Raw genomic sequence first — 24,105 nt, 5'->3', positions numbered from 1 at the left:
CGGGGCCGTCCAACGAGGTCCCGGCTCGAACGGGACAATTGTCCCTCACCAACGGGACCTTCCGCCGCATAACTTCTTTCTTGCACACCCTCTGGTGAATGGCCCGTATGGACCGGGATGGGAGCCTCGGTGCCGTACGGAGCCTGAGGGCCGGTGGCGACCTTCTTGGCGGGGGGCGGTCACCGGCCCTCCCACCGGGTGGGCCGGGACGAGACCCGGCGAACCGCCAAGATGACGTCACCGCTCAGGTGCCGGGCGCGCTCTGCTGAGCCGCTACGGATGGACCCCGTTGACCGGGAGCCTGGCGCGGACCAGCGTCCCGCCCTCGGGTCCGGGCCCCACGGTGCAGGTTCCGCCCAGTTCGGCCGCCCGTTCTCGCATGGACGACATGCCGATCCCGGAACGTACGTGTGACGGCAACCCGACTCCGTCGTCCCCGACCGTGACGTCGAGATCGCCGTTCAGGTGCAGCCGCACCACCGCGCATCCCGCCCTGGCGTGCCGGTGCACGTTGGTCAGCGCCTCCTGGACGATCCGGTAGGCGGCGACCTCGGCGGCGGCGGGCAGGCCCTTCAGATCGCCGTCCACCTGGACGTCGACCTTGGGACCGTCCCCGGTGGCGACCACGCCGCCCAGGGCCTGGATGGCGCCCTCCAGCCCGAGGTCGTCCAGCGCGGGCGGACGGAGCCCGTACACGAGCTCGCGGATGTCGCCGATGGTGCGTCCCATGGTGGCGCGCAGGCTCTCCAGCAGCGCGTCGACGGCCTCGGGGTCGGTCTTCAACGTGATCCGGGCGGCGTCGACGGTCATCGCGAGGCTGGCGAGCGTCGGGCCGAGCCCGTCGTGCAGGTCGCGGCGGAGCCGGCGCCGCTCCTCCTCGCGGGTGCGCAGGATGTGCTCGCGGGACCGCTGGACGTCGGCGGCGAGCCGCGCCGCGTTCGCCAGCTCGGCGAGGTTGCGGGCGAGGATGCCGGACAGCCGCGCGTCCGGGGTGCGGGTGACGCCGAACAGCAGCCGCCCGACCGGCTCGCCGTGCCACACCAGCGGGATGAGCTGCGGACGGTCGCCGAGCATGCCGTCCTCGGCGGAGATCGTCCGGCCGTCGCGGTCGAGCACCTCGATCAGGACGCCGGTGGAGTGCAGCGCGGACCGGGCGACCTCGGCGGCGACGGCGAGCGCCGCGCCCGGGTCGGCGGCGGTCTGCAGCCGCCGGTTCAGCCGGTCGGCGATCCGGTACGGGTCGCGCTCGCCGTGGATGAAGCCGTCCACGGTGCGCTGGAGGCGGCGCCGGACGGGCTCGAACACCGCGCCCGCGACGATCGCCCCGGCGAGCCCGGCGAGGGTGCCGCGGCCGTGCGCCATCAGTCCGGCGGCGCCGACCAGCGCGAAGTACACCCCGGTGATCACGACGACGAGGCCCGCGTACACCAGCGTCCGGCTGACCACGAGATCGATATCGTAGAGCCGGTACCGGGTGATGGCGATGGCGATGCAGATCGGCACGGCGACGATCGTGATGTTGCGGATCGGGTCGCCGATCGGGCCGTTCTCGCCCACGTAGATGATGCCCTCGGCGAGCAGGCCGGGGTAGACCACCCAGCCGATCTGCCGCCGGACGTCCGGCGGCGCCACGACGAAGCGGATCAGCATCGACAGCAGGCCCGCCGCGAGCGTGCCGATGATGATCGCGCTGATGGCCACGGGGATCTCACCGAACGGATACACCGAGACGCCGTTGTGCCAGCGCCGCACGCCGGGGTCGAGCGTCACGTGCACGCAGACGATCACCGGGACGAGGCAGGCGAGCAGCAGCACCGGCCGGAACCAGCGCGACACCAGCCGTCCGTCCGGGAAGATCAGCGGCAGGACGAGGGTCAGGGCGTAGGTGTCAATGGCCCAGAGCCAGGTCGCGAGCCATTTCACGAACCCGGCGGCGGGCTTGTCGTGCAGCTCGAACCAGGGGCCGAGGTTGAGCGACAGGATGTAGACCGAGGCGCTGAACCCGGCCCCGAGCATGAGCCATCCGACCGAGAGCCGGGGCCGGTGCCGGAGCAGGACGGCGGCCGCCGGGGTCCAGGCCAGGGCTACGAGGATCTCCGGGTGCCACCAGACCATCCGCTGGTCGGAGGGCAGTTCCGTGCCGATGGCGAGGGACGTCGCGACGAGCAGCACGGCGCCCAGCGCGAGCATGAACCCGACGCGGCCCGCGCCGCGACCGCGTTCTGCCGTCTCCACATGCACTCCCCTGGACCGAAAGTAATGGAATGTTAAAGCGTCTGGCTCCTTGTCCTGCAGCCCTAAGGGCGTCCGCCTCAGGACACCGGGATGGGGTGCGGCCGAGACTGGGCCCGTCACGGCACATCGGTGCGTGCCGTGATGGTAACCGCGGATTCCGGCGGTGAGAACGGAAGGCGCAGGTCAAGCTCGTCCGATCGGACGTTCTGGACATGTCCCTCCCGCGTCGCCGCCGGGCGGGGCAGCGCGGCGCGGGCGGCGCCGCTGAACCTCACAGGGGCGGGTTCGGATCGTCGCCGGCGCCGGCCCGGAGGACGGCGCGGAACGAATCCGGACGTCGCGACCGGCACTTTTCGGACGCGGGAGCAGGCCGGTCGGTTGTCAGGACGTCCGGGTCAGGCCAGTTGAGTCAGGTCGCCGGGCCCGGCGGGGCGGCAGGCGGGTCTGCGCCATGCGCCGACCAAAAGGGCGGATTCATGCCATCTGAGGGGTCCGCGCCCGGATTCTGCGGCGCGGCCCGGTTCGGATGAGGCTAGGCGAGCGGGGCCAGCATGCTGTCGCGGGTGAGGGCCTTGATGCCGCGCCGGAGTTCCTCGGGCGAGATGTCCTTGACGATGAGCCGCTGCAACAGGAACCCGGGCATGATCGCGAACAGCGCCTTCCCGGCGGCCGCGACGTCGGTGTCGGGCGGGAGCAGCCCGGCGTCGACCAGGCGGCCGAGGTAGTACGTCCACGTTTCGCGGATGCGGGTGAGGTTCTCGGCGACGTACCGGGCGATCTCCGGCTCGTGGACGGCGAGCGCCCACGCCTCGGGGGCCAGCCGGAGCGGGCCGCCCTCGTCCGACAGCTCGGTGAGCCTGACCGCGAGCCGCTCGACCAGCTCGTCGATGGGCAGCGGCGGGTCGGTGCGCACCAGCTCGTGGAAGAACGCCTGCAGTTCGCCGACGACCGACGCGATGTTGGCCTCGATGATCTCGTTCTTGCTCTTGAAGTAGCGGTAGACGGCGCCCGCGGAGAGCCCGGCCTCGGCGAAGATGTCCTGCATGGACGTGTCGTGGATGCCCTTGCGGACGAAGCAGGCGCGCGCCGCGTCCAGGATCTGGCGGCGGCGGCGTTCGAGGTGCTCCTCGCTGACTCGCGGCATCCGGACAATATAAAACGAACGTTCGTTTCTTGACAAGCCGGAAGGGCCGGTGCCACGCTGGCGGCGATTAAAGAGAACGGACATCCGATTTATTTAGGAGCCGTGATGCGGTCCTCCCTCGCCCGGCGCACCCTCGGCGTGGCCGTCGGCGCCGCGCTGCTGCAACTCCTCATGATCACCGCCTTCTGCTGGCCCGCGGCGCGGACGGCGCCGCGCGACGTGCCCATCGTCGTGACCGGGCCCGGGTCCGCCGCCGTCGCGCAGCGGCTGGAGCGGGAACGTCCCGGCGCGTTCGACGTCGCCGCCGTCCGGGACGAGGCCGCCGCCCGGGCCGCGCTCACCGGCCGCGACGCCTACGGCGCGATCGTCACGACGCCGTCCGGCCCGAAGGTGCTCACCGCGTCGGCCGCCTCGCCGGTCGTCGCGCAGCAGCTCGACGCGCTGGCGCGCGGGCTCGGCGGCGGGGCGGCGGACGCGGCGTCGCCGGCCGTCCAGGACGTGGTCGCCGCCGACCCGGACGATCCGCGCGGGGCCGGGCTCGGCGCGCTCGCGCTGCCGCTGATCATGTCCGGGCTCGCCGCCGCGGTCCTGCTCACCTTCGCGGTCCCGGCGGCGGGGTGGCGCGCGCCGGGCGCGGTGGCGTTCGCCGTACTAGGCGGGTTCGGCGCGGCGGGCGTCGCGCAGGGCTGGCTGTCGCTCCTGCCCGGCCCGTACGTCGAGCTGGCCGGGGCGATGGCGCTGGCGATCCTGGCCGTGACCGGCGCCGTCGCCGGTCTCGCCGCGGTCGTCGGACGCGCCGGGATCGGCCTCGGCGGGCTGATGTTCCTGCTGCTCGGCAACCCGCTGTCCGGCGCCACGTCGGCGCCCGAGCTGCTGCCGCGGCCATGGGGCGAGATCGGCCAGTTCCTGCCGCCCGGGGCGGCGGTGACGCTGCTGCGGTCGGTGGCGTTCTTCGACGGCGCCGGTGCGGGACGGCCGCTCGTCGTCCTGGCCGCGTGGGCGGTCGGGGGGCTCGTGCTGCTCACGGTCGGCGGGCTGCGCGGGCGCGTCCGGGACGAGACCGCGCGCGACCGGGAGCCCGCGCTCGTCTGACGCTTTCTCCCGCTACTCCGGACGTTTCCCCCGCGCGGAATGTGATCAATCAGTAGCATTCTGTGATTCTGCCGGACGTCCGAGAGGGAGACATGGCGGCGTTCCTGCTGCGCCGGCTGGCGAACCGGCTGGCGCTCGGCGCGCTGGCCGTGAGCCTCGGCTACCTGCTCGCCGCCGCGGCCCTCGACCCGCGCGCCGGGTACGAAGGCCGCGTCCCGCGTCCGCCGGACGCGGTCGTCGACGCCCGGCTCACCGCCCTCAACCTCAACGACCGGACGCCGTTGGTTGACCGGTATGGGAGGTGGGCGGCGGGCATCCTGCACGGCGACTTCGGCCGGACGTCGGACGGTCGGCCGGTCGGCGGCGAACTGTGGCGGCGGCTCGGGGTGAGCCTGCGGCTGCTGACCGTCGGGGCCGTGCTGGGGAGCGTGCTCGGCGTTCTCGTGGGTGCCTATGCGGCGATGCGACGTGGGCGGGCGGCTGATCGGCTCATCAGTTCTGGGTCTTATCTGCTGGTGGCCGTTCCGGTGTTCGTTCTCGCGGTGTTGTTGCAGATCGCGGCGGGCGCGGCGAATGACGCCATGGGCGTGCGGGTGTTTCAGTGGGTCGGTGAGACGACGCCGGGGGAGTCCGGGTTCTTCGACCGGGTTCAGCATTCGGTGTTGCCGACGATCACCATTGGGCTGACGCAGTTCGCCTTGTACAGCCGGTATCAGCGGGCTCTGATGCTGGACGTTCTGCACGCGGATTTCGTCCGGACGGCGCGGGCCAAAGGGCTGCGGCGGCGGAGTGCTCTGCTGAGGCATGGTCTGCGCACCGCCGTGGCGCCGATGGCGGCCTATTTCGCCTACGCATCCGGACTGCTGCTCCTCGGCGGCGTCTTCACCGAGAAGGTCTTCGGCTGGCACGGGATCGGCGAATGGCTCGTCGACTCGATCGGCCGCGGGGACGTCAACGTCGTCGCGGCGATCGGATGCCTCGCGGCGTGCGGGGTTTCGTCGGCCGGGCTCGTCTCGGATGTGCTGCACGGCGTTCTCGACCCGCGCGTCCGGGCGGCGGTGTGAATGCGGGCGGTCGCCGGAGCGGTTCTGCTGGTTGTACTGGTTGCGCTCGTGGTCGCCGGGCCGTTCGTTTCGCCTTGGGGCTGGGACGAGATCGATTTCTCCGCCTTTCGTGAGGGGCCGTCCGCTGCACATTGGCTCGGCACGACGCGGAGTGGGCGAGATGTGTTCGCCCTCACCCTGCGCGGTGCGCGGACATCGCTGGTCGTCGGCTTCGCCGCCGCCGCGATCTCGACCGGGCTCGCCGCCGTCGTCGGGGCCTTCGCCGGATACGCGGGCGGCGCGCTCGATCGCGGACTGATGTGGGGGACCGATGTGCTGCTGATCCTGCCGCCGCTGCTCGTCGTCGCCGTTGTGCGGCCGGGTGGCGGAATGGCGGCTCTCGCGCCATCGCTGGCCGCGTTCATGTGGATGGTCACTGCTCGGGCGGTGCGTGCCGAGACGCTTTCGCTGCGCGGGCGTGAGTATGTGCTCGCCGCGCGGTTTGTTGGTGTGCGGGCGCCGCGTGCGCTCGTCCGGCATGTGTTGCCGCAGCTCGCGTCGCTGCTGGCCGTGGACGCGAGCCTGAACGTCGGCATCGCGATCGTCGCGGAGAGCGGCCTTTCGTATTTGGGGCTGGGAGTTCGTCCGCCGGACGTTTCGCTGGGCGTCCTGATCGCGGACGGCGGCGGAGTTGGCGGTGCCTTTCCCTGGCCGTTCGGATTCGCCGCCGTCCTGCTCGTCGTCATCGTCCTGGCTGTGAATCTGGTGGGAGACGGATTGCGCGACGTCTTCGATCCGGAGTCGCGGTGACGGTGTTACGGGCGACGGATTTGACGGTCCGGTATGCGAGGGACGTTGCCGCTCTGCGGGGCGTGGACCTCTCGGTCGAGGCGAACGAAGTGCTCGGAATCGTAGGTGAGTCGGGCTCTGGAAAAAGCACGCTGGCGCTCGCTCTGATGGGGCTGCTACCAGAAAAGGCGCGCGTGGACGGATCTGTGCGGCTGGGCGCGCGAGAGCTTCTCGGACGATCGGACGCTCAGCTCTCCCGGATACGCGGCAGGGAAATGTCGATGGTGTTCCAGGACGCGATGTCGGCGCTCACTCCCGTCCGCACGGTGGGGGATCAGATCGCGGAGGCCGTCCGCGTCCATTCGCGGGTCGGCCGGGCGGCGGCGCGTGCGCGAGCCGCCGAACTGCTCGGGCTCGTCGGCGTCGCCTCGCGGAGGGCGGGCGCCTATCCGCATGAGCTTTCGGGCGGAATGCGGCAGCGCGTGCTGATCGCGATGGCGATCGCCAACGAGCCTTCCGTCCTCATCGCGGACGAGCCGACCGCGTCCCTGGACGTGACCGTCCAAGGGCAGGTCATGGACGTGCTGCGGGCTGTAAAGGAGGCGTCGGGAGCCGCGATCGTCCTGATCAGCCACGACCTGGGCGTGGTCGCCGGGCTCGCCGATCGCGTCATGGTCATGCGCGCCGGACGGATGGTGGAGTCGGGCCCGGTGGAACAGATCTACCGCGCCCCGACCGCCCCGGACACGGTCGAGTTGCTGCGGTCGATCCCGCGTCTGGATGAGCCGTCAGTGCGGGAATCCCGCGATGGCTCTGTCGTGCTGGAAGTGGACGGCCTCGTCAAGCATTACCGAACTCGGCGCCGTGGCGGAACGGTGCGCGCCGTGGACGGCATCGCATTCGACGTCCGGGAAGGCGAGACGCTCGCGCTGGTGGGGGAGTCGGGGTGCGGTAAGACCACGGCGCTGATGGAGATCATGCGTTTGTCGCGCCCGGAGAAGGGGCGGATCTCCGTTCTCGGCGAAGACACCGCGCGCCTGAACGCTGCTCGGCGAAGGGCGCTGCGGCAAGCAGTGCAGATCGTGTTCCAGGATTCGCGTTCCTCTCTGAACCCGCGCATGCGCGTCGCCGATATCCTCGCTGAGCCGCTGATCACGCATGGAACTCCGGTGGCGCGGGCGCGGGAGCGCGTCAGCGAATTGCTGGAATCGGTGGGGTTGGAGCCCGGCCACGAGCGCCGTTATCCGCACAGCCTTTCGGGCGGAGAGAGACAGCGCGTCGGCATCGCCAGGGCGCTCGCTCTGGAGCCACGCCTCCTGCTCCTGGACGAACCCATTGCCGCCCTCGATGCGTCATCCCGCGCCGATGTCATGAACCTTGTCGAAGAACGACTCGACATGGCATGCCTGTTCGTCGCGCACGACCTGGCGACCGTCCACCGCCTCGCTCACCGGGTCGCGGTCATGCACTTGGGACGCATCGTCGAAATCGGCCCAGTGGACGACGTGTACGGCAGCCCAGCCCACCCCTACACACGGGCGCTTCTCGATGCCGTCCCGATTCCCGATCCCGTTCTCGCAAGGCGTCGTGACCGCGTCGTCCTGCGAGGAGAACCGCCCGATCTGATGGAGTCTCCCGCCGGATGCCGTTTCCGTTCCCGCTGTCCGCGTTATGCGATGCTCACCGCCACCGAAAGAAGCCTGTGCGAAGAACACGACCCCGCCATGCTGCCGGGCACCGACCGAATGGTCGCCTGCCATCACCCTCTCGTCGGCGTAGGGACCGGGCGATGAAACGCACTCTCGGCGCGATTCTGCTCCTGGCCGGGACGGGTTGCAGTGCAGGCAATACCTCGACCGCGCCCACAAGCCTCCCCGCCTCCGACGTGAACCCCGTGCCGCGAGCCCGCCTTGCGAATGGAGGCACGCTGCGCTGGCCGCTGCCGGAGTTCCCGTCCCAATGGAATTTCCATCACGTCAACGGCACGAAGGGCGTCGTGAACCATGTCGTCCAAGGCGTGTTGCCCTTTCTGATGCGCGCGGACGAGAAGGGCATGCCGCATGCCGTCCCCGAGTACCTCAGGTCGGCGACGCTGGCGCGGACCGCCGACGGGCAGACCGTCACCTACCGCCTCAACCCGCGCGCCAGATGGTCGGACGGCCGCCCCATCGGCTACGACGATTTCGCGGCTCAAGCCCGCGCGTTATCCGGACGCGACCCGCGTTACGAGGTCTCCACGACCACCGGCTACCGCCAGATCGAGTCAGTCGCCCGAGGTGATGCCGAAAATGTCGTCAAGGTGACCTTCGACAGCACGTACGCCGACTGGCGCAGCCTGTTCAGCCCGCTCTACCCGTCCACGGCCTACGGCACGCCCCGCGCGTTCAACGCCGCCTGGACGAACCGTCTCCCCGCCACCGCAGGCCCTTTCAAAATCAACGCGATCGACCAGACGGCCAAAACCGTCACCGTCGTCCGCGACCCCGCCTGGTGGGGCGCACCCGCCAAACTCGACCGCATCGTCTACAGAACGATGGACACCGCCGCGATGCCCGGCGCGTTCGCCAACCACGAGATCGACCTGATGGACGTCGGTCTCGACGCCGACGCCCTGGAACGCGCTGAGAACACGCGCAAGGCGAATGTCCGCCGAGCGGGAGGGCCGGACTGGCGACAGTTCACGTTGAACGCCGCCGGGCCCGTCCTGTCCGACGTCCGCGTGCGGCGCGCGGTCATGCTCGGCATCGACCGGCGGGTCATCGCGAGAGCCGACCTGTCCGGGCTCGGCGTCCCCGTGCAGACGCTCGGAAACCATTTCTACGTCAACACCCAGAACGGTTACCGCGACAATTCAGCGGAGTACGGCACGTACGACCCGGCCCGCGCCCGACGTCTCCTGGACGACGCGGGCTGGAGACCCCACGGGAAGTACCGCGCCAGGGCCGGACGGATGCTCGCGCTCCGTTTCGTCTTCTCGTCCGGAGTCCCGATCAGCGAACGCGAAGCGGAGCTGACCCGCGCGCTGCTCGAACGAATCGGAATCAGGGTGGACATCGAACCCGTTCCGGCAGACGACGCCTTCGACCGCTACGTCGCACCCGGGAACTTCGACATCGTCCCGTTCTCCTGGCTGGGTTCGGCTTTCCCCGTCTCGCCGATGAAATCGGTCTTCGCACGGCCGCGCGGTCAAGGCGTCCAGCAGAACTACTCCCGCACCGGCACCGATGCCATCGACAGGGCCCTCGACCGTGCCGTCGCGGAGGTCGACTCCACGAAGGTGCGCGTTCTCGTGAACGAGACCGACCGGCTTATCTGGAGCCAGGCGTCGGTGTTGCCGCTGTATCAGCGTCCCCAACTCGTCGCCGTCCGGGCGGATCTCGCGAACCTGGGGGCTTGCGGCTTTTTCCAGCCCGCTTACCAAGACATCGGTTTCACCACTAGGGGAACGTGAGCCGGATGCCCTTGCGGTCGCTCGTGAACCGGGCGTTCCACACGTAGAGCCGCAGGTCGTCGGCCGACAGGCCCGCGTCTACCGGGAGGTCGGTGGCGATCCGCACCACGTACGACGCGCCCGCCGGGATCATCGTGCTGCCGTTCTCGTCGGCGGGCGGCTTGGCCCCGTCGATCCTGGCGGTGATCTCGCTGTGGTTGGGGAGCGTGCACATGTCGTCCGGGATGCCGGGCTGCGGCATGCACCGCTCCCGCGCGTCCTCCGGCACCTGCGCCTTGGGCAGGAACAGGTCGGCGGGGTAGTCGAGCAGGACGGGCCGCCGCTGGCTGTTGGTCAGGACGTAGTCGGCGTAGGCGTACGTCGTCCCGGACGGGGGAGCCTTCGTGGCGCCCAGGGGCTGCTTGTCGGTCCCGGCCTTGACGGCGGCGAGGCTGTACCCGTAGCCCTCCGGCGTCATGAAGTCGACCGGCGCGCCGGTCTTCGGCGCGGCCGCCGAGGGGCCGTGACCGCCGGTGCCGGCCTGCCCGGCGGAGGCCGGACGGGCCGGGTCGGCGGCGGAGTCGCCTCCGGGCCGCAGGACCGCGATCCCGGCGGCGACGGCGGCGATCCCGACGGCGCCCGTGAGCGCCCCGGCGATGCCGATCCGCCCGGCGTTGCTCTTCTTCCTCCGGCGGTGCGACCGACGGGGCTGATGGCTGTTGGACATGGTCTCTGCGTGCTCCCTCTGGCCCGCTCCAGGCACGGTAAGCGCGTCCCATCTCAAGGAGGTGGACACGATACCCGACCGCGTGAATCGGTCGTCCCGCAGGTCAGGGGGTTACGCAACGCGCGTGAGGAGGGTGTCGGGGGAAAGGCCGCGCAGCGAGGCGTCCAGGATCTCGGCGGTGTGCGCGACGGCGATGGGCGCGCCGCGGCGGCGCAGCGCGGTGGCGATCTGCATGGAGCAGCCGGGGTTGGCGGCGACGAGCAGCTCGGCTCCGGTGGCGTCCACGTTCACCGCCTTGCGGTCGCCGAGCTCCGCGGCGGCCTCCGGCTGGAACAGGTTGTAGGTCCCGGCGGACCCGCAGCAGATCTCCGGATCGGCGATCTCCCGGACGTCCAGCTCCGGGATCGCGGCGAGCAGCGCGCGCGGCTGGCTCCGCACGCCCTGCGCGTGCGCGAGGTGGCAGGCGTCGTGGTAGGCGACGGTGACCGGCAAAGGCGCCCGCTCCGCGCGGGGGCCCAGTTCGGCGAGGAACTCGGCGAAGTCGCGGGTCTTGGCCGTCAGCGCGTCCGCCCGCCGCGACCAGGCCGGATCGTCGGCGAGGAGGGCCCGGTAGTCCTTCATGGCCGAGCCGCAGCCCGCCGAGTTCACGACGACGACGTCGACGGACTCGAACGTCTCGATCGTCCGGCGGGCGAAGTCGCGGGCCTCGTCCTCGCGGCCGGAGTGCAGGGACAGCGCCCCGCAGCACCCCTGGCCCTTCGGGATGACGACGTCGCAGCCTTCGAGGGCCAGGACGCGGGCCGTCGCGGCGTTGACGCCGGGGAAGAACTCGCCCTGCACGCAGCCGGACAGCATCCCCACCGTCGCGCGGCGTTCGCCCCGGGCCGCGACCCGTTCCGGCAGGCGCGGGGTCCTTCCGAGGGGCGGAGCGAGCCGTTCCATAGCGGCGATGGACGGCGAAATGCGCTCCAGGACGCCGCTGCGTCGCACGAGCCGTTCCAGACCTGATTTCTGGTACGCGCGCAGCGGGCCGCGCAGTGCACGGAGCCTCCGCTTGTACGGGAACAGTTGGAAGACCATTTCCCGTATTGCGCGTTCTTTCAGCGAACGGGGGTGCTCGCGTTCGACGTCCGCGCGGGTCATCTCGATGAGCCGGTCGTACTGCACCCCGGACGGGCAGGACGTCACACACGCCATGCAGCCGAGGCAGGCGTCGAAATGCTGCACCATCGCGTCGCTGAACGGCTCTCCGTCCACGTGCTGCTGCATCAGGTGGATGCGGCCCCGGGGCGAGTCCATCTCCTCGCCCCACAGCGTGTACGTCGGACAGGTCGGCAGGCAGAAACCGCAGTGGACGCAGTCGCCGAGCAGTTTCGGGAGGTCGTCCTGAGCGCTCATCAAATCCCTCCCACGAATCGTCCGGGGGACAACCGGTGGTCCGGGTCGAACTGGTCTTTCACGCGCCGCATGAGCGCCAGCCCTGGAACCGGGCCCCACACATCTATTTCGCCGCGCACTTCCTCAGGCGCGTATCGGACGACGGCACCACCGCGGTGGCGGCTCAGCACGCCCCTAAGCTCACCCAGCACGGTCGCCACCTTCTCCGGGGTCGAGCCCGTAGGGACGCCGACGTGACCTTGCCCGCTTCCACTCCAGGTTACGGCGGTTTCCGGCCCGAGCGTAGTGAGGACGTCACGGAGCGCTGGCGGTGGAGCGGTGACGTCAATGAGGGTTGTGCCGTCCGGGTAGCGTCCCCAGCCGTCCGGTGCCGATTCCGTGATTTCGGCGTTCTCGCCTAGAAGTTCGGCGATTTGCCTTGCGCGTACGTCAACGCCCTCTGGGACGCCCTCCAGGAGAACGGCGACCGTCCCAGGGCTGATGTATTCGAGCGCACTCGGCGCCACCGCGGAATGCAGGACGGTCTGGACGGCATCAAAAGCGTCCTCAGGACCAGTCACCTGACACGACACGAACGCGGCAGCCGACGGAACCGGATGCAAGCGGAACGTGGCGTCCACGATGAGCCCGAGTGTTCCGAACGAACCGGAGAAGAGGCGTCCGAGGTCGTATCCGGCGACGTTCTTCACGACCTTCCCGCCGGAACGCGCGATCTGACCGTCCGCCCGGACGATCGTCAGCCCGATGACCAGGTTCCGCGGCGTCCCGTAGAGCGTGCGCAGCGGACCGGACGCGCCCGTCGCGATCGTCCCGCCCACGGTGGAACCCGGCAGGGGGACGTCGAGCGCGAGCCGCTGACCGCGCTCCGCGAGAAGTGCGCCGAGCCGCTCCATCGGCTGGCCCGCCTCCGCCTTCGCGACGAGGTCCCCCGCGGCGTGTTCGATCAGCCCGTCCATCCGGTGGGTGTCGACCAGCAGATCGCACCGTTCTGGAGGTGTGCCCCAGTCGAGGCGGGTCTCGGCCCCACGCGGGACGACCGCCAGCCCCTTCTCGGCAGCGACGCGCATGACTTCGGCTGCCTCGGAAGCATCCTTCGGCGCGGCGACAAGAGCGGGCTCCACACCGAGGACGCCCTCCGCAGGCTCACCCGGCCGTACATCACCGCAGACCTTCGCCAAGGCGTCGATGGGCTGCATCAGAAGAGGTCCGCCTTTCCCTCGTACGGGTGCGGGCCCTTGCGCACACCGGGCACCTCGCCGCACAGACGCGGTGTGGGGAACACCTTGCCTGGGTTGCACAGTCCCGCCGGGTCGAATCCGCAGCGGACCATCTGCATCGTGTCCAGGTCGGCTTCGGTGAACATCCGCGGCATGTAGCGGGACTTGTCCACCCCTACGCCGTGCTCGCCCGTGATGGAGCCGCCGTGCTCGATGCACAGGTCGAGGATCGCCCCGGAGACCTCTTCCGCGCGCTGCTCCGCGCCCGGCTCGGCGTCGTCGAACAGCACCAGCGGGTGTAGGTTTCCGTCACCCGCGTGGAACACGTTCGCCACCCGCACGCCGGATTCGGCGGACAGCGCGTCGATGCGCGCCAGGACCTGCGGCAGGACCGTGCGGGGGATCACGCCGTCCTGGACGATGTAGGCCGGGCTGATCCGGCCTACCGCCGCGAACGCCGACTTGCGCCCCTTCCAGATCAGCGTGCGCTCCGCGTCGTCGGCGGCGATCCGGATCTCGAACGCGCCCGCGTCCCGGCACAGCCGTTCGACCTGGGCGAACTGGGCCGCGACCTCGGGTTCGGGGCCGTCCAGCTCGACGATCAGCACCGCGCCCGCGCCCGGCGGGTACTCGCAGCGCACCGCCGCCTCGGCCGCCTCGATCGACAGCGCGTCCATCATCTCGATCGCCGCCGGGACGACGCCCGCCCCGATGATCGCCGACACCGCCGCGCCGCCCGCCTCGATCGACTCGAACGCCGCGAGCAGCGTCTGCACGGTCTCCGGCAGCCGCGTCAGCCGCACGGTGATCTTCGTGGTGATGCCGAGCGTGCCCTCCGCGCCGACGAACACGCCGAGCAGGTCGTAGCCGGGGCCGTCCGCGGACAGCTCGACGATCTCCCCGTCCGGCGTCACGACCTCGCAGGACAGCACGTGGTGCGCGGTGAACCCGTACTTCAGGCAGTGCGCGCCGCCGGAGTTCTCCGCGACGTTCCCGCCGACCGAGCAGATCTGCTGGCTGGACGGATCGGGCGCGAAGTAGTACCCGTACTGCCGGACGGCCCGCGTCACGTCCAGGTTGATCACGCCGGGCTCGACCACGGCGCGCTGGCCCGGGATGTCGACCTCCAGGATCCGGCGCATCCGGGACGTGACGATCAGCACGCCGTCCGCGCGGGGGAGCGCCCCGCCGGACAGGCCCGTCCCGGAGCCGCGCGCCACGTAGGGGACCCCGGCCGCCGCGCACTCGCGCACGATCGCGGCGATCTGCTCGGCGGTGTCGGGCAGCACGACGATCCCCGGCGTCGACCGGTGGTTGGTCAGCCCGTCGCACTCGTACGTGCGCAGCCGAACCGGGTCGGTGACCACCCGGTCGGCCCCGAGCAGCTCCGCCAGCCGGCGTCCGAGCTCGTCGGGCAACGGCTCGTTGGGCAACGGTTCCACCTTTTCCACGATCCCCGATATTGGCTCAGGGGCGAACCCTTTGGAACCCATGTTCCTTGGCGGACGCGGGTTCCAAAGGGTGCGTGCCCTCCGGGTCTACGGGAAGCTCTGGTAGGCCGGGATCGTGAGGAACTCGGAGTAGTCGTCCGCGAGGGTGACCTCCTTGAAGAGGGTCACGGCCTGGTCGTAGCGGGGCTCGTTGTACGCCTGGCCCAGCTCGTCCTTGATCTTGGCGAGCTCCTCGTCCAGCAGCTCCTCGACCCACTCCTTGGTGATCTTGCGGCCCTCGGCGGTGGACACGCCGTTGTAGATCCACTGCCAGACCTGGGAGCGGGAGATCTCCGCGGTCGCGGCGTCCTCCATCAGGTTGTGGATGGCGACCGCGCCCGCGCCGTCCAGCCAGGTGGCGAGGTAGCGCAGCGCCACGTCGATGTTGTTGCGCAGGCCCGTCTCGGTGATCTCGCCCGGGGTGGCCTTGACGTTGAGCAGGTCGGCGGCGGTGACGCGCACGTCCTCGCGGAGCCGCTCGCGCTGGTTCGGCCGGTCGCCGAGGACGCCGTCGAACACCTCCCGGCAGACCGGGACGAGGTCGGGGTGCGCCACCCAGGAGCCGTCGAACCCGTCGCCCGACTCGCGGGCCTTGTCCGCCCGCACCTTCTCCAGCGCCATCTTGTTGACCTGCTCGTCGCGGCGGGAAGGGATGAACGCCGCCATTCCGCCGATCGCGTGCGCGCCGCGCTTGTGGCACGTCCGGACGAGCAGCTCGGTGTAGGCCCGCATGAACGGCGCGGTCATCGTGATCGCGTTCCGCTCGGGCAGCACGTAGTCGGCGCCCCGCTCCCGGAACTTCTTGATCACCGAGAAGAGGTAGTCCCAGCGCCCGGCGTTCAGGCCCGCGGAGTGGTCGCGCAGCTCGTAGAGGATCTCCTCCATCTCGAACGCCGCCGGGATCGTCTCGATCAGCACGGTCGCGCGGATCGTCCCGCGCGGGACGCCCAGCGCGTCCTGCGCGATGTTGAAAGCGTCGTTCCAGAGCCGCGCCTCCAGGTGCGACTCCATCTTCGGCAGGTAGTAGTAGGGGCCCTTGCCCTTGGCCAGTTGACGGCGCGCGCTGTGGAAGAAGTACAGGCCGAAGTCGAAGAGCGACCCGGACATGGGCTCGCCGTCGACGAGGAGGTGCTTCTCGTCCAGGTGCCAGCCGCGCGGCCGGACGACGATCGTCGCGAGCTCCGCGTCGTCCTTGAGCGCGTAGGACTTCCCGCTCTTGTCGTCGGTGAAGTCGATGGAGCGGTCGAGGGCGTCGCGGAGGTTGAGCTGGCCCTCGATCATGTTCGTCCACAGCGGCGTGTTGGCGTCCTCGAAGTCGGCCAGCCACACCTTCGCGCCGGAGTTCAGCGCGTTGATCGTCATCTTCCGGTCCGTGGGGCCGGTGATCTCGACGCGGCGGTCCTCCAGTCCGGGCGCGGGGTCGGCGACCCGCCAGGCGTCGTCCGCGCGGACGTCCGCGGTCTCGGGGAGGAAGTCGAGCGTCCCGCCCTCGGACAGGGCGCGCTGCCGCTCCGCGCGGGCGGCCAGCAGCTCCTTCCGCCGGGCGCCCAGCTCACGCTGCAGGGAGGCGAGCAGGCCGAGCGCCTCCGGGGTCAGGATCTCCTCGTACCGATCGCCGAGGGGTCCGGTGACCTCGATGCCGTCAAGTCCAGCCATCTGCGCCATCCCTTTCGCATAGTGAAATTCGGGTTCTGGTATGTGGAGAACGGTACTTGGCGTGGTCGAAGGCGGTCAAAGCGGGGTAGTGCAGTGGCCGGGCGTGTACGGACCCCCGCGTTCACCGGGACACGTCCCCGCGCGCGCTTGCGTCAACCCAGGGAGATAACCGCGTGACCACCGAAGAGGGCCGTGAGACGATCGGCGGGAAGAAACGGCGGGAAGACCGGGAAGACACGGCCGTGCCGCGGCGTTCTACCGAGGACATATGACTCAACCTTTTTCTGCAGACCAGACCCAGACCTCCGAAGAGTTCGAGTACGAGCCGATGACGGGCGAACTCGACCTTGAGGACCGCCGGGCACTGCGCCGCGTAGCGGGGCTGTCCACCGAGCTGGAGGACGTCACCGAGGTCGAGTACCGCTCGCTCCGCCTGGAGCGGGTCGTCCTCGTCGGCGTCTGGACGGACGGCACCGCCGAGGCCGCCGAGAACTCCCTGCGCGAGCTGGCGCTCCTCGCCGAGACCGCGGGCTCGGAGGTGCTGGAGGGACTCGTCCAGCGGCGCTCCCGGCCCGACCCGGCCACCTACATCGGCTCCGGCAAGGCGGCCGAGCTGCGCGACATCGTCATCGCCACCGGTGCCGACACCGTCATCTGCGACGGCGAGCTGGCCCCGAGCCAGCTCCGGCACCTGGAGGAGACCGTCCAGGTCAAGGTCATCGACCGGACCGCGCTGATCCTCGACATCTTCGCCCAGCACGCCAAGAGCCGCGAGGGCAAGGCGCAGGTCGAGCTCGCGCAGCTCGACTACCTGCTGCCGCGGCTGCGCGGCTGGGGCGGCAACCTGTCCCGGCAGGTCGGCGGGCGCGCCGCGGGCGGCGTCGGGATCGGCGGCCGCGGCCCCGGCGAGACCAAGATCGAGCTGGACCGGCGGCGGATCCGCACCCGGATGGCCAAGCTGCGCCGGCAGATCGCCGACATGTCCAAGGCGCGCGACACCAAGCGCGGCGAGCGCCGCCGCCACGCGGTGCCCGCCGTCGCCATCGCGGGCTACACCAACGCGGGCAAGTCGTCCCTGCTGAACCGGCTCACCGGCGCCGGGGTGCTGGTGGAGGACGCCCTGTTCGCCACCCTCGACCCGACCATCCGGCGGGCCGAGACGCCCGGCGGGCGCGCCTACACCCTCGCCGACACGGTCGGGTTCGTCCGGCACCTGCCGCACCAGCTCGTCGAGGCGTTCCGCTCCACGCTGGAGGAGGTCACCGACGCGGGACTGATCCTGCACGTCGTGGACGGCTCCGACCCGGCGCCCGAGGACCAGCTCGACGCCGTCCGCGAGGTGCTGCGCGAGATCGGCGCCGCGGAGATCCCCGAGATCGTCGTGATCAACAAGGCCGACGCCGCCGACGACCTCGCGATCGCCCGGCTGCAGCGCCGCGAGCCGCACAGCGTCGTCGTGTCCGCCCGCACCGGGTTCGGCATCGACGAACTGCGCGCCGCCGTCGAGGCCGACCTGCCGGGGCTGGAGAGCGAACTGCGCGTCCTCGTGCCTTATGACCGGGGCGACCTCGTCGCGCAGGCGCACGAGCGGGGCGACGTGCTCAAGCAGGAGCACGTCGCGGACGGCACCCTGCTCCATGCCCGGGTCCCGGCGGACCTCGCCGGGGAACTGGCGCGATACGAGGCCGTGACCCCCACCGCCTGAAAGGGCGGGCCGATCGTCTGGCGTGACGGCTCGGCCCTCTGACAGGGCGGGCCCGATCGTCTGGCGTGAGGGCTCGACCGTTCGACGGAGCGGGCCGCCCGTCCGGCGTTACCGGGCGACCGTTTGGCGGAGCGGGTCGACCGTTTGGCGGAACGAGGCGGCGTGTGGCCGGTTCGCGCGAACCGGGCGGCGGAACCGATCGTCTGAACAGACTGTCCGGATGGTTCGTTAGAACCGTCCGTCCGAACCGACCGGCGACCCGCCGGGTCCTGAGCGGCCCGGCGGGTCTCCGAGGTTCCGGACGACTCTCGGTTACATTCAGAGCCGTCCGGAACCCGTGGCCCAGTCAATCCTCGTCGCTGAACGGTGACAGCTTCACGATTCGGCTTGACGGTGCGGTTGAAATCCGTACGGTCGTAGAGCTAAGGGGCGGGGAGATGGCTGTCGAAGCGCTGCTATCAGAGGTTGTCGGACGGGCCTTCGGTGCACTACCGTGACGAAACCGATATCTCCGGTCTCGTTGCCCAGTGGTGGTCGCCCGATCACCCGACCCACCAATGGTGAGTCGCCGGCATCCAGTCGGCGTTTCGGATCGAGAGCAGGTGGCCCACTCCATGAAAGATCCAGGCGCCAGACCGAGAGCAGGCGGCCGGCCACGTCCTCACGCCACGTCCGAGCACCGCACCGACGCGCCGTCGCCGCGCGTCGCCCTCGACCGCGCCGAAGCGCACACCGTCGCTGAAGCGCACATCGTCCCACCCAGGTCGGTGACCCTATGACGGTACGGCTGTTGACGAACATCGGCAGGCTCTGGACGGGCACCGACGTCTGCAGCAACGCCGCCGTGCTCATCCACGACGACCGGATCGTCTGGGCCGGGCCCGCCTCCGACCTCCCGCAGCGCGTCCCCGGCATCATCGACGACATCGTCGACGTCGACCACGTCGAGAACCTCGGCGGCGGGCTCGTCACGCCAGGGCTCATCGACGCGCACTCCCACCCGGTCTACGCGGGCAACCGCTGGGCGGAACTCGCGATGCGCACGAGCGGGTCGTCCCACTCCGCCATCACCGCGGCGGGCGGCGGCGTGAACTCGACCGTGACCGTCACCCGCGGGACCGACCCGTGGACGCTCTGCAACGGCGTCCGCGAACGGCTCCGGCAGTGGATCCTCGCCGGGACGACCACCGTCGAGGCCAAGACCGGCTACCACCTCACCCGCGACGGCGAACTCGCCGACATCCGGATGCTGCGGTCGCTGGAGGGCGAGCCGTCCATGCCGCGCATCCACGCGACGTTCCTCGCCGCGCACATCCTGCCGCCGGAGTTCTTCGGACGCCGCCGCGACTACATCGAGGCCGTCCGGCTGTGGGCGGGCGACGCCGCCGTGGCCGGGGCCGACTCGATCGACGTCTACTGCGACGAGGGCCACTTCACCGCCGAGGAGGCCCGCGCCCTGCTGCTCACCGGCAAGCGCGCCGGGCTGAAGGCCCGCATGCACGCCTGCGCCAACGAGCGCGTCGGCGCCGCGCAGGTCGCCGCCGAGGTCGGCTGCGCGTCCGCCGACCTGCTCACCCAGGCCAACGACGACGACATCAAGGCACTCGCGCACGCGGGCGTCACCGCCACCGTCTGCCCCGGCAGCTCGCTCAACAGCAGCCGCGCGCCGGCGCCCGTCCGGCAGATGCTCGACCGCGGCGTCACCGTCGCGCTCGGCACCGACCACAATCCGGGCCAGTGCGGGATCACGTCCATGCCGCTCGTCATCGGGCTGTCCGTCGCGATGTTCGGGTTGAGCGTCACCGAGGCGCTGCGCGCCGCCACGCTCGGCGGAGCCGCCGCCCTGCGCGTCGGCGACCGCGGCTCGCTCGCGCCCGGCATGCTCGCCGACATCGTCCTCTGGGACGCCGACCACGAGGGCGCGTTCGCGTGGGCGTTCGGCCTGCGCGCACTGCGGATCTGGCGCGGCGGCGTGCCCGTCCAGCCCTGACCCGCCGTTCCGGCGGCGGGTACCGTCCTGCCATGGGAAGCGCCGTCGCGGTCGTGACGGACTCGACCGCCTACCTGCCGTCCGGGCTGGCCGAACGGCACGGGCTGACCGTCGTCCCGCTGCAGATCGCCATCGGCGGCGCCACCCGCGACGAAGGCGACATCGGCACCGCCGAGACCGTGCGCGCGCTGAAGGAACGGCACGCCGTGACGACGTCGCGTCCGTCGCCCGGACGTTTCGCCGCCGCCTACAGGTCGGTCGTGGACGCGGGCGCGCGCGAAGTGGTCTCCGTGCACCTGTCCGCCGCCATGTCCGGGACGGTGGAGGCGGCACGGCTCGCCGCCGCCGACGCGCCCGTCCCAGTAAGGGTCGTCGACAGCGGGACCATCGGGATGGGCCTCGGATTCGCCGCGCTCACCGCGGCGTCCGTCGCCCTTGCTGGCGGCACGTCGGAGGACGCCGCGGACGCCGCCCTACGCCGCGCCAGGCTCACCCGGTCACTCCTCTACGTCGACACCCTGGAGCACCTGCGGCGCGGTGGACGGATCGGCGCAGCCGCCACCCTGCTGGGTTCGGCCCTCATGGTGAAGCCTCTCCTCGACATCGCGGACGGACGCATCGCGCCACTGGAGAAGGTCCGTACATCTGCGCGCGCTCTGGCCCGACTGGAGGAACTCGCGGCAGCGGAGGCGGGCGATTTGCACGTTGATCTGGGCGTGCAACACCTCGCCGCATCGGCACGTGCCGACTCGCTTGCGGCCCGCCTGTGCGAACGGATCCCACACGTCGCCGACGTGTACGTGGGCGAGGTAGGCCCAGTGATCGGCGCCCACGTCGGCCCCGGAATGCTCGCCGTGGTCGTGGCCCCACACCTCTAACGGTGCGGGGGCGCCTCACTGCTGGCCTTTGGGCGGGCGGAACCAGAGTTATCCACAATTCGCGGAGCGCTTACGGCGGGTCGCCAGCCGCGCCTAGCGTCGGACGCCATGAGACCCGACACGCAGGCCCGGCTGCAGTCCTTGATGGGGCGGCTCCGCCTTCCCGAGACCCCGCCCTCGGCCCGCTTACGCGCGAGCCCGGAGCGGTCGAACGTCCGCGTCCTCGTGCTCCTCGGCGTGATCGCCGCCGTGGTGGCCGCCGGATACTTCTGGCTGGCGCGTCCACGGCCGCAGCCCGCCGCCGCACCGCTGCCGAGCGCCACCCTCGCGGAGACGCGCGCCGGTCCGTCCCCGTCCGCGAGCCCGGTCGCGGCGGGGCCCCCGGTGGTCGTGCACGTCATCGGGAAGGTCAGGCGCCCCGGTGTGGTCACGCTCCCGGCCGGGTCGCGCGTCGCCGAGGCGATCAAGGCCGCGGGCGGGCTGCGCCCCGGCGCTAAGACCGGCACCCTCAACCTCGCCCGCAAGCTGGTGGACGGCGAGCAGATCCCGGTGGGCGTCCGCGGCTCCGCTCCCGCCGCCCCCGTCGCCGCCGCCCCGTCCGGACCCAACGCCCCGGGCGCACCCACGACGCCGATCGACCTCAACGCCGCCACCGCCGACCAGTTGGACGGCCTCCCCGGCGTCGGCCCCGTCCTCGCCCAGCGCATAGTCGCCTACCGCACCGAACACGGCGGCTTCCGCTCCGTCGACGAACTCCAGGAAGTGAGCGGCATAGGCTCCCGCCGCTTCGACGACCTGAAATCCATGGTCCGCGTATGACCCACGACCTGCGCCTGCTCGCCCCGGCCCTCGCCACCTGGATAACCGCCGCCACGACCATCGGCCTCCCCCCAGCCGTCACCTGCGCCCTGGCAACCATCACAGCCCTAACGGCCCTATACCTCCTAGTTCCTCGCCGCCCCTCGAACACGGCCCAAAGCTCCGGCCCAAGCCCCACCGCCCCCGCTGCTTCAGCTGGGCAGCTTGGGGGCTTCGGGCGGGCAGTGAGGGGAAGCGGGGGTGGTGCGGGGCGGCGGCGATTGGTGGGTGTCGTGCTGGTGTGCGCGGCGGCTTCGGCGGCGGTCGTGGCGTTGCGGACGGCCGCCGTCGACACCGGGCCCGTGCGTGATCTCGCTCGCCACGGGCAGTTCGCGGTGGCTGAGGCCGTGGTGACCGCGGACCCGCAGTCGCGGCCCGGCAACGGACGTCCGATGATCATCATGCGGGCCCGGATGGAGACGGTGACGCGGGCGAAGGTGCGGGTTCCCGTCCTGCTGATCGCGGCGGACCCCGGCTGGCTTCGCCTGCTGCCAAGCCAGCGGGTCCGGTTGCGCGGCCGGTTCACGACGCCCAGGAGCGCTGATCTGCTCGCCGCCGTTGTGATCGTGCGCGGGGCACCCGCTGTTCTGGGGCCGCCTTCGCTGGTGCAACGGGGTGCCGAGCGAGTCCGGGCGAGGTTGCGGGCGGCCGTCGCTCGGCTGCCGCCCGACCAGCGCGGCGTCCTGCCAGGCATGATCGTCGGCGACACCTCCGGCCTCGACCCGGCCCTCGCCGAGGACTTCCGGACGGCCGGGCTCACCCACCTCCTGGTCGTGTCGGGCGCGAACCTGGCGATCGTCACCGGCGCCGTCCTCGGGCTGTGCCGTCTCGCGGGTCTTGGACGACGGCGCGCCCCGCCCGTCGCGGTCCTCGCAGTGGTCGTGTTCGTGGTGATCGCGCGCCCTGAGCCGAGCGTTCTCCGCGCGGCCGTGATGGGTCTCATCGGCTTGTTGGCCATGTTCACTGGGCGGAGCCGCCAAGGGCTGCCCGCCTTGGCCGCCGCCGTGCTTCTCCTGGTCCTGGCCGATCCGGAGCTCGCCCGCTCGTACGGGTTCGCGCTGTCCGTGCTGGCCACGGCGGGGCTGCTCGTCCTGGGCCCGCCATGGCGCGAGAGGCTCGCGCGCCGCCTCCCGGGCCCCGTCGCCGACGCCCTGGCGGTCGCGGCCGCCGCCGAGGTCGCGGTGGCACCGGTCCTGGTCATGCTGTCCGGTGAGGTGGGCGTCGTCTCCGTGTTCGCCAACCTGCTCGCCGCCCCGGCCGTCGCTCCAGCCACCCTCCTCGGGGCGCTCGCCGCCGTCATCGCGTCCGTGTGCCTTCCACTCGCCAGAGTGATCGCCTGGCCGGCGGGCCTCGCCACGGGCTGGATCATCTGGGTGGCCCGCACCGCCGCCACGCTGCCCTACGCGACCATCCCCTGGACGGGCGGAGGCTTGGGCGCGCTCACCCTGCTGCTGGCAGCCGGACTCGCCGTCCTGGTCCTGCGCAGCCGTCGTCTGCGCCTGCTCGTGGCCGCCGCACTGACCGGCGTGCTGGTCGCCGTCGTCGCCATGCGGGTGACGGCCCGGGGATGGCCGCCGCCCGGCTGGCAGATGGTCGCCTGTGACGTAGGGCAAGGGGACGCCGTCGTCCTCGCCACGGCACCGGGGCAGGCCGTCGTCGTGGACACGGGCCCCGAGCCCGCGCCGGTCGACCGCTGCCTGCGGCAACTCCACATCCGGGACGTCCCGTTGCTTGTCCTGACCCACCCGCACGCCGACCACATCAATGGGACGTCCGGCGTCATGCACGGCCGCACCGTCCACGAGATTCTGACGACGCCTCGGACGTCCGGCCGCGAAGCCCGCTTGGCGCGTGGCGTTGCCGCTCGTCCAGCCCAAGCGGGGCAGCAGTGGCGCATCGGCGACCTGACGCTGTCCGTACTCGCCCCGGTGGTGGCTGGTCCAGCCCTCACCTCGGACGACGACGGCACCACAATCAACAACGCGAGCGTGGTTCTTGTGGCCCGCAAGCCGGGGTTCAGCGCACTCCTGTCCGGTGACGTAGAAATCGAAGCGCAGCGCGCCTTAGAGAATGCCGTTCCGCAGGTGCAAGTCCTAAAGGTTCCCCATCACGGCTCACCCAGCCAAGACCTCCGATTCCTGGCCGCTGCTCACGCCTCCATCTCACTTATCTCGGTAGAAGAAGACAACGACTACGGCCATCCGTCTCCAGTGACGGTGAGCCTTCTGAGACGTCTCCACACCCAAGTCCATCGCACAGATCAGGAGGGAGACATAGCCATCGCCCGAACGGCCACCGGCTTGGCAACCATTCCGCACCGCTAGCCCGCAGTTCGGTTGGCTTGCGGTTCGGTTTGCCTGCGGTCGCGTTGGTCGGCGATCCGGTTACCCGCAGGCTGGGTTGACGTTATCCGTGGTCGGCCAATAGGGGCCGCCGAGGTTCTGGCCTTCGTC

At 71.0% G+C, this 24,105-nt stretch carries 17 protein-coding genes; 10 read left to right on the top strand and 7 right to left on the bottom strand.

The genetic code is table 11. From position 1 onward, the window contains the following. Positions 1-273: 273 nt before the first annotated feature. Both FXF65_RS26445 and FXF65_RS26440 read right to left on the bottom strand, forming a co-directional pair. Entirely contained in the window at positions 274-2,235 is a 1,962-nt protein-coding gene (locus tag FXF65_RS26445) for a sensor histidine kinase (RefSeq protein ID WP_246199114.1), read from the bottom strand. 532 nt (positions 2,236-2,767) lie between these two features. After that, a complete protein-coding gene (locus tag FXF65_RS26440; RefSeq protein ID WP_148352733.1) occupies positions 2,768-3,379 on the bottom strand; it encodes a TetR/AcrR family transcriptional regulator in 612 nt (203 codons plus the stop codon). A gap of 105 nt (positions 3,380-3,484) precedes the next feature. On the opposite strand from FXF65_RS26440, the gene FXF65_RS26435 reads away from it, so the two are divergent. From FXF65_RS26435 to FXF65_RS26415, 5 genes are all read left to right on the top strand, one after another. After that, on the top strand, positions 3,485-4,471 hold the full coding sequence (locus FXF65_RS26435) for a hypothetical protein (RefSeq protein WP_148352732.1): 987 nt from the start codon (positions 3,485-3,487) through the stop codon (positions 4,469-4,471). Between the two features lie 92 nt (positions 4,472-4,563). Further along, complete coding sequence (locus FXF65_RS26430; RefSeq protein ID WP_148352731.1) at positions 4,564-5,535, top strand: ABC transporter permease; 972 nt, start codon at positions 4,564-4,566, stop codon at positions 5,533-5,535. Next, on the top strand, positions 5,536-6,324 hold the full coding sequence (locus FXF65_RS26425) for an ABC transporter permease (protein WP_148352730.1): 789 nt from the start codon (positions 5,536-5,538) through the stop codon (positions 6,322-6,324). After that, positions 6,321-8,096, top strand: a complete 1,776-nt coding sequence (locus FXF65_RS26420; protein WP_148352729.1) for a dipeptide ABC transporter ATP-binding protein — start codon at positions 6,321-6,323, stop codon at positions 8,094-8,096. The genes FXF65_RS26425 and FXF65_RS26420 overlap by 4 nt, the downstream gene beginning before the upstream one ends. Beyond that, complete coding sequence (locus FXF65_RS26415; protein ID WP_148352728.1) at positions 8,093-9,754, top strand: ABC transporter family substrate-binding protein; 1,662 nt, start codon at positions 8,093-8,095, stop codon at positions 9,752-9,754. Before FXF65_RS26420 ends, FXF65_RS26415 begins: the two co-directional genes overlap by 4 nt. Here FXF65_RS26415 and FXF65_RS26410 read toward each other — a convergent pair. The 5 genes from FXF65_RS26410 to aceB form a co-directional block, all read right to left on the bottom strand. After that, positions 9,741-10,460 (bottom strand): hypothetical protein, encoded by a 720-nt coding sequence (locus tag FXF65_RS26410; RefSeq protein ID WP_148352727.1) that lies wholly within the window; start codon positions 10,458-10,460, stop codon positions 9,741-9,743. The genes FXF65_RS26415 and FXF65_RS26410 overlap by 14 nt on opposite strands. 111 nt (positions 10,461-10,571) lie before the next feature. Further along, positions 10,572-11,858, bottom strand: coding sequence for a (Fe-S)-binding protein (locus FXF65_RS26405; RefSeq protein WP_148352726.1), 1,287 nt, complete (start codon positions 11,856-11,858; stop codon positions 10,572-10,574). Continuing rightward, a complete protein-coding gene (locus tag FXF65_RS26400) occupies positions 11,858-13,054 on the bottom strand; it encodes an FAD-binding oxidoreductase (protein WP_148352725.1) in 1,197 nt (398 codons plus the stop codon). Before FXF65_RS26400 ends, FXF65_RS26405 begins: the two co-directional genes overlap by 1 nt. Beyond that, positions 13,054-14,568: an FAD-linked oxidase C-terminal domain-containing protein gene (locus FXF65_RS26395; protein WP_148352724.1), complete on the bottom strand. Its 1,515-nt coding sequence runs from the start codon at positions 14,566-14,568 to the stop codon at positions 13,054-13,056. The genes FXF65_RS26400 and FXF65_RS26395 overlap by 1 nt, the downstream gene beginning before the upstream one ends. A gap of 45 nt (positions 14,569-14,613) precedes the next feature. After that, positions 14,614-16,221 carry a malate synthase A gene (gene aceB, locus FXF65_RS26390; protein ID WP_148352723.1) on the bottom strand — a complete coding sequence of 536 codons (1,608 nt, stop codon included), beginning with the start codon at positions 16,219-16,221 and terminating at the stop codon, positions 14,614-14,616. Between the two features lie 268 nt (positions 16,222-16,489). Here aceB and hflX point away from each other — a divergent pair, with 268 nt between their 5' ends. The 5 genes from hflX (at position 16,490) to FXF65_RS26365 (ending at position 23,976) form a co-directional block, all read left to right on the top strand. After that, positions 16,490-17,926: a GTPase HflX gene (hflX, locus tag FXF65_RS26385; RefSeq protein ID WP_378232338.1), complete on the top strand. Its 1,437-nt coding sequence runs from the start codon at positions 16,490-16,492 to the stop codon at positions 17,924-17,926. A gap of 775 nt (positions 17,927-18,701) precedes the next feature. Next, positions 18,702-19,916 (top strand): imidazolonepropionase, encoded by a 1,215-nt coding sequence (hutI, locus tag FXF65_RS26380; RefSeq protein WP_067884426.1) that lies wholly within the window; start codon positions 18,702-18,704, stop codon positions 19,914-19,916. 32 nt (positions 19,917-19,948) lie between these two features. Next, entirely contained in the window at positions 19,949-20,794 is an 846-nt protein-coding gene (locus FXF65_RS26375) for a DegV family protein (RefSeq protein WP_148352722.1), read from the top strand. 108 nt (positions 20,795-20,902) lie between these two features. Beyond that, on the top strand, positions 20,903-21,613 hold the full coding sequence (locus FXF65_RS45975; RefSeq protein ID WP_148352721.1) for a ComEA family DNA-binding protein: 711 nt from the start codon (positions 20,903-20,905) through the stop codon (positions 21,611-21,613). 263 nt (positions 21,614-21,876) lie between these two features. Beyond that, positions 21,877-23,976, top strand: coding sequence for a DNA internalization-related competence protein ComEC/Rec2 (locus tag FXF65_RS26365; protein ID WP_246199113.1), 2,100 nt, complete (start codon positions 21,877-21,879; stop codon positions 23,974-23,976). Positions 23,977-24,105 lie beyond the last annotated feature (129 nt).

The sequence above is a fragment of the Actinomadura syzygii genome (genome assembly GCF_008085905.1).
Lineage (GTDB): Bacteria > Actinomycetota > Actinomycetes > Streptosporangiales > Streptosporangiaceae > Spirillospora > Spirillospora syzygii.
The sequence above is the reverse complement of the archived record's forward strand: the minus strand, read 5'-3'. Positions and strand labels throughout refer to the sequence as shown.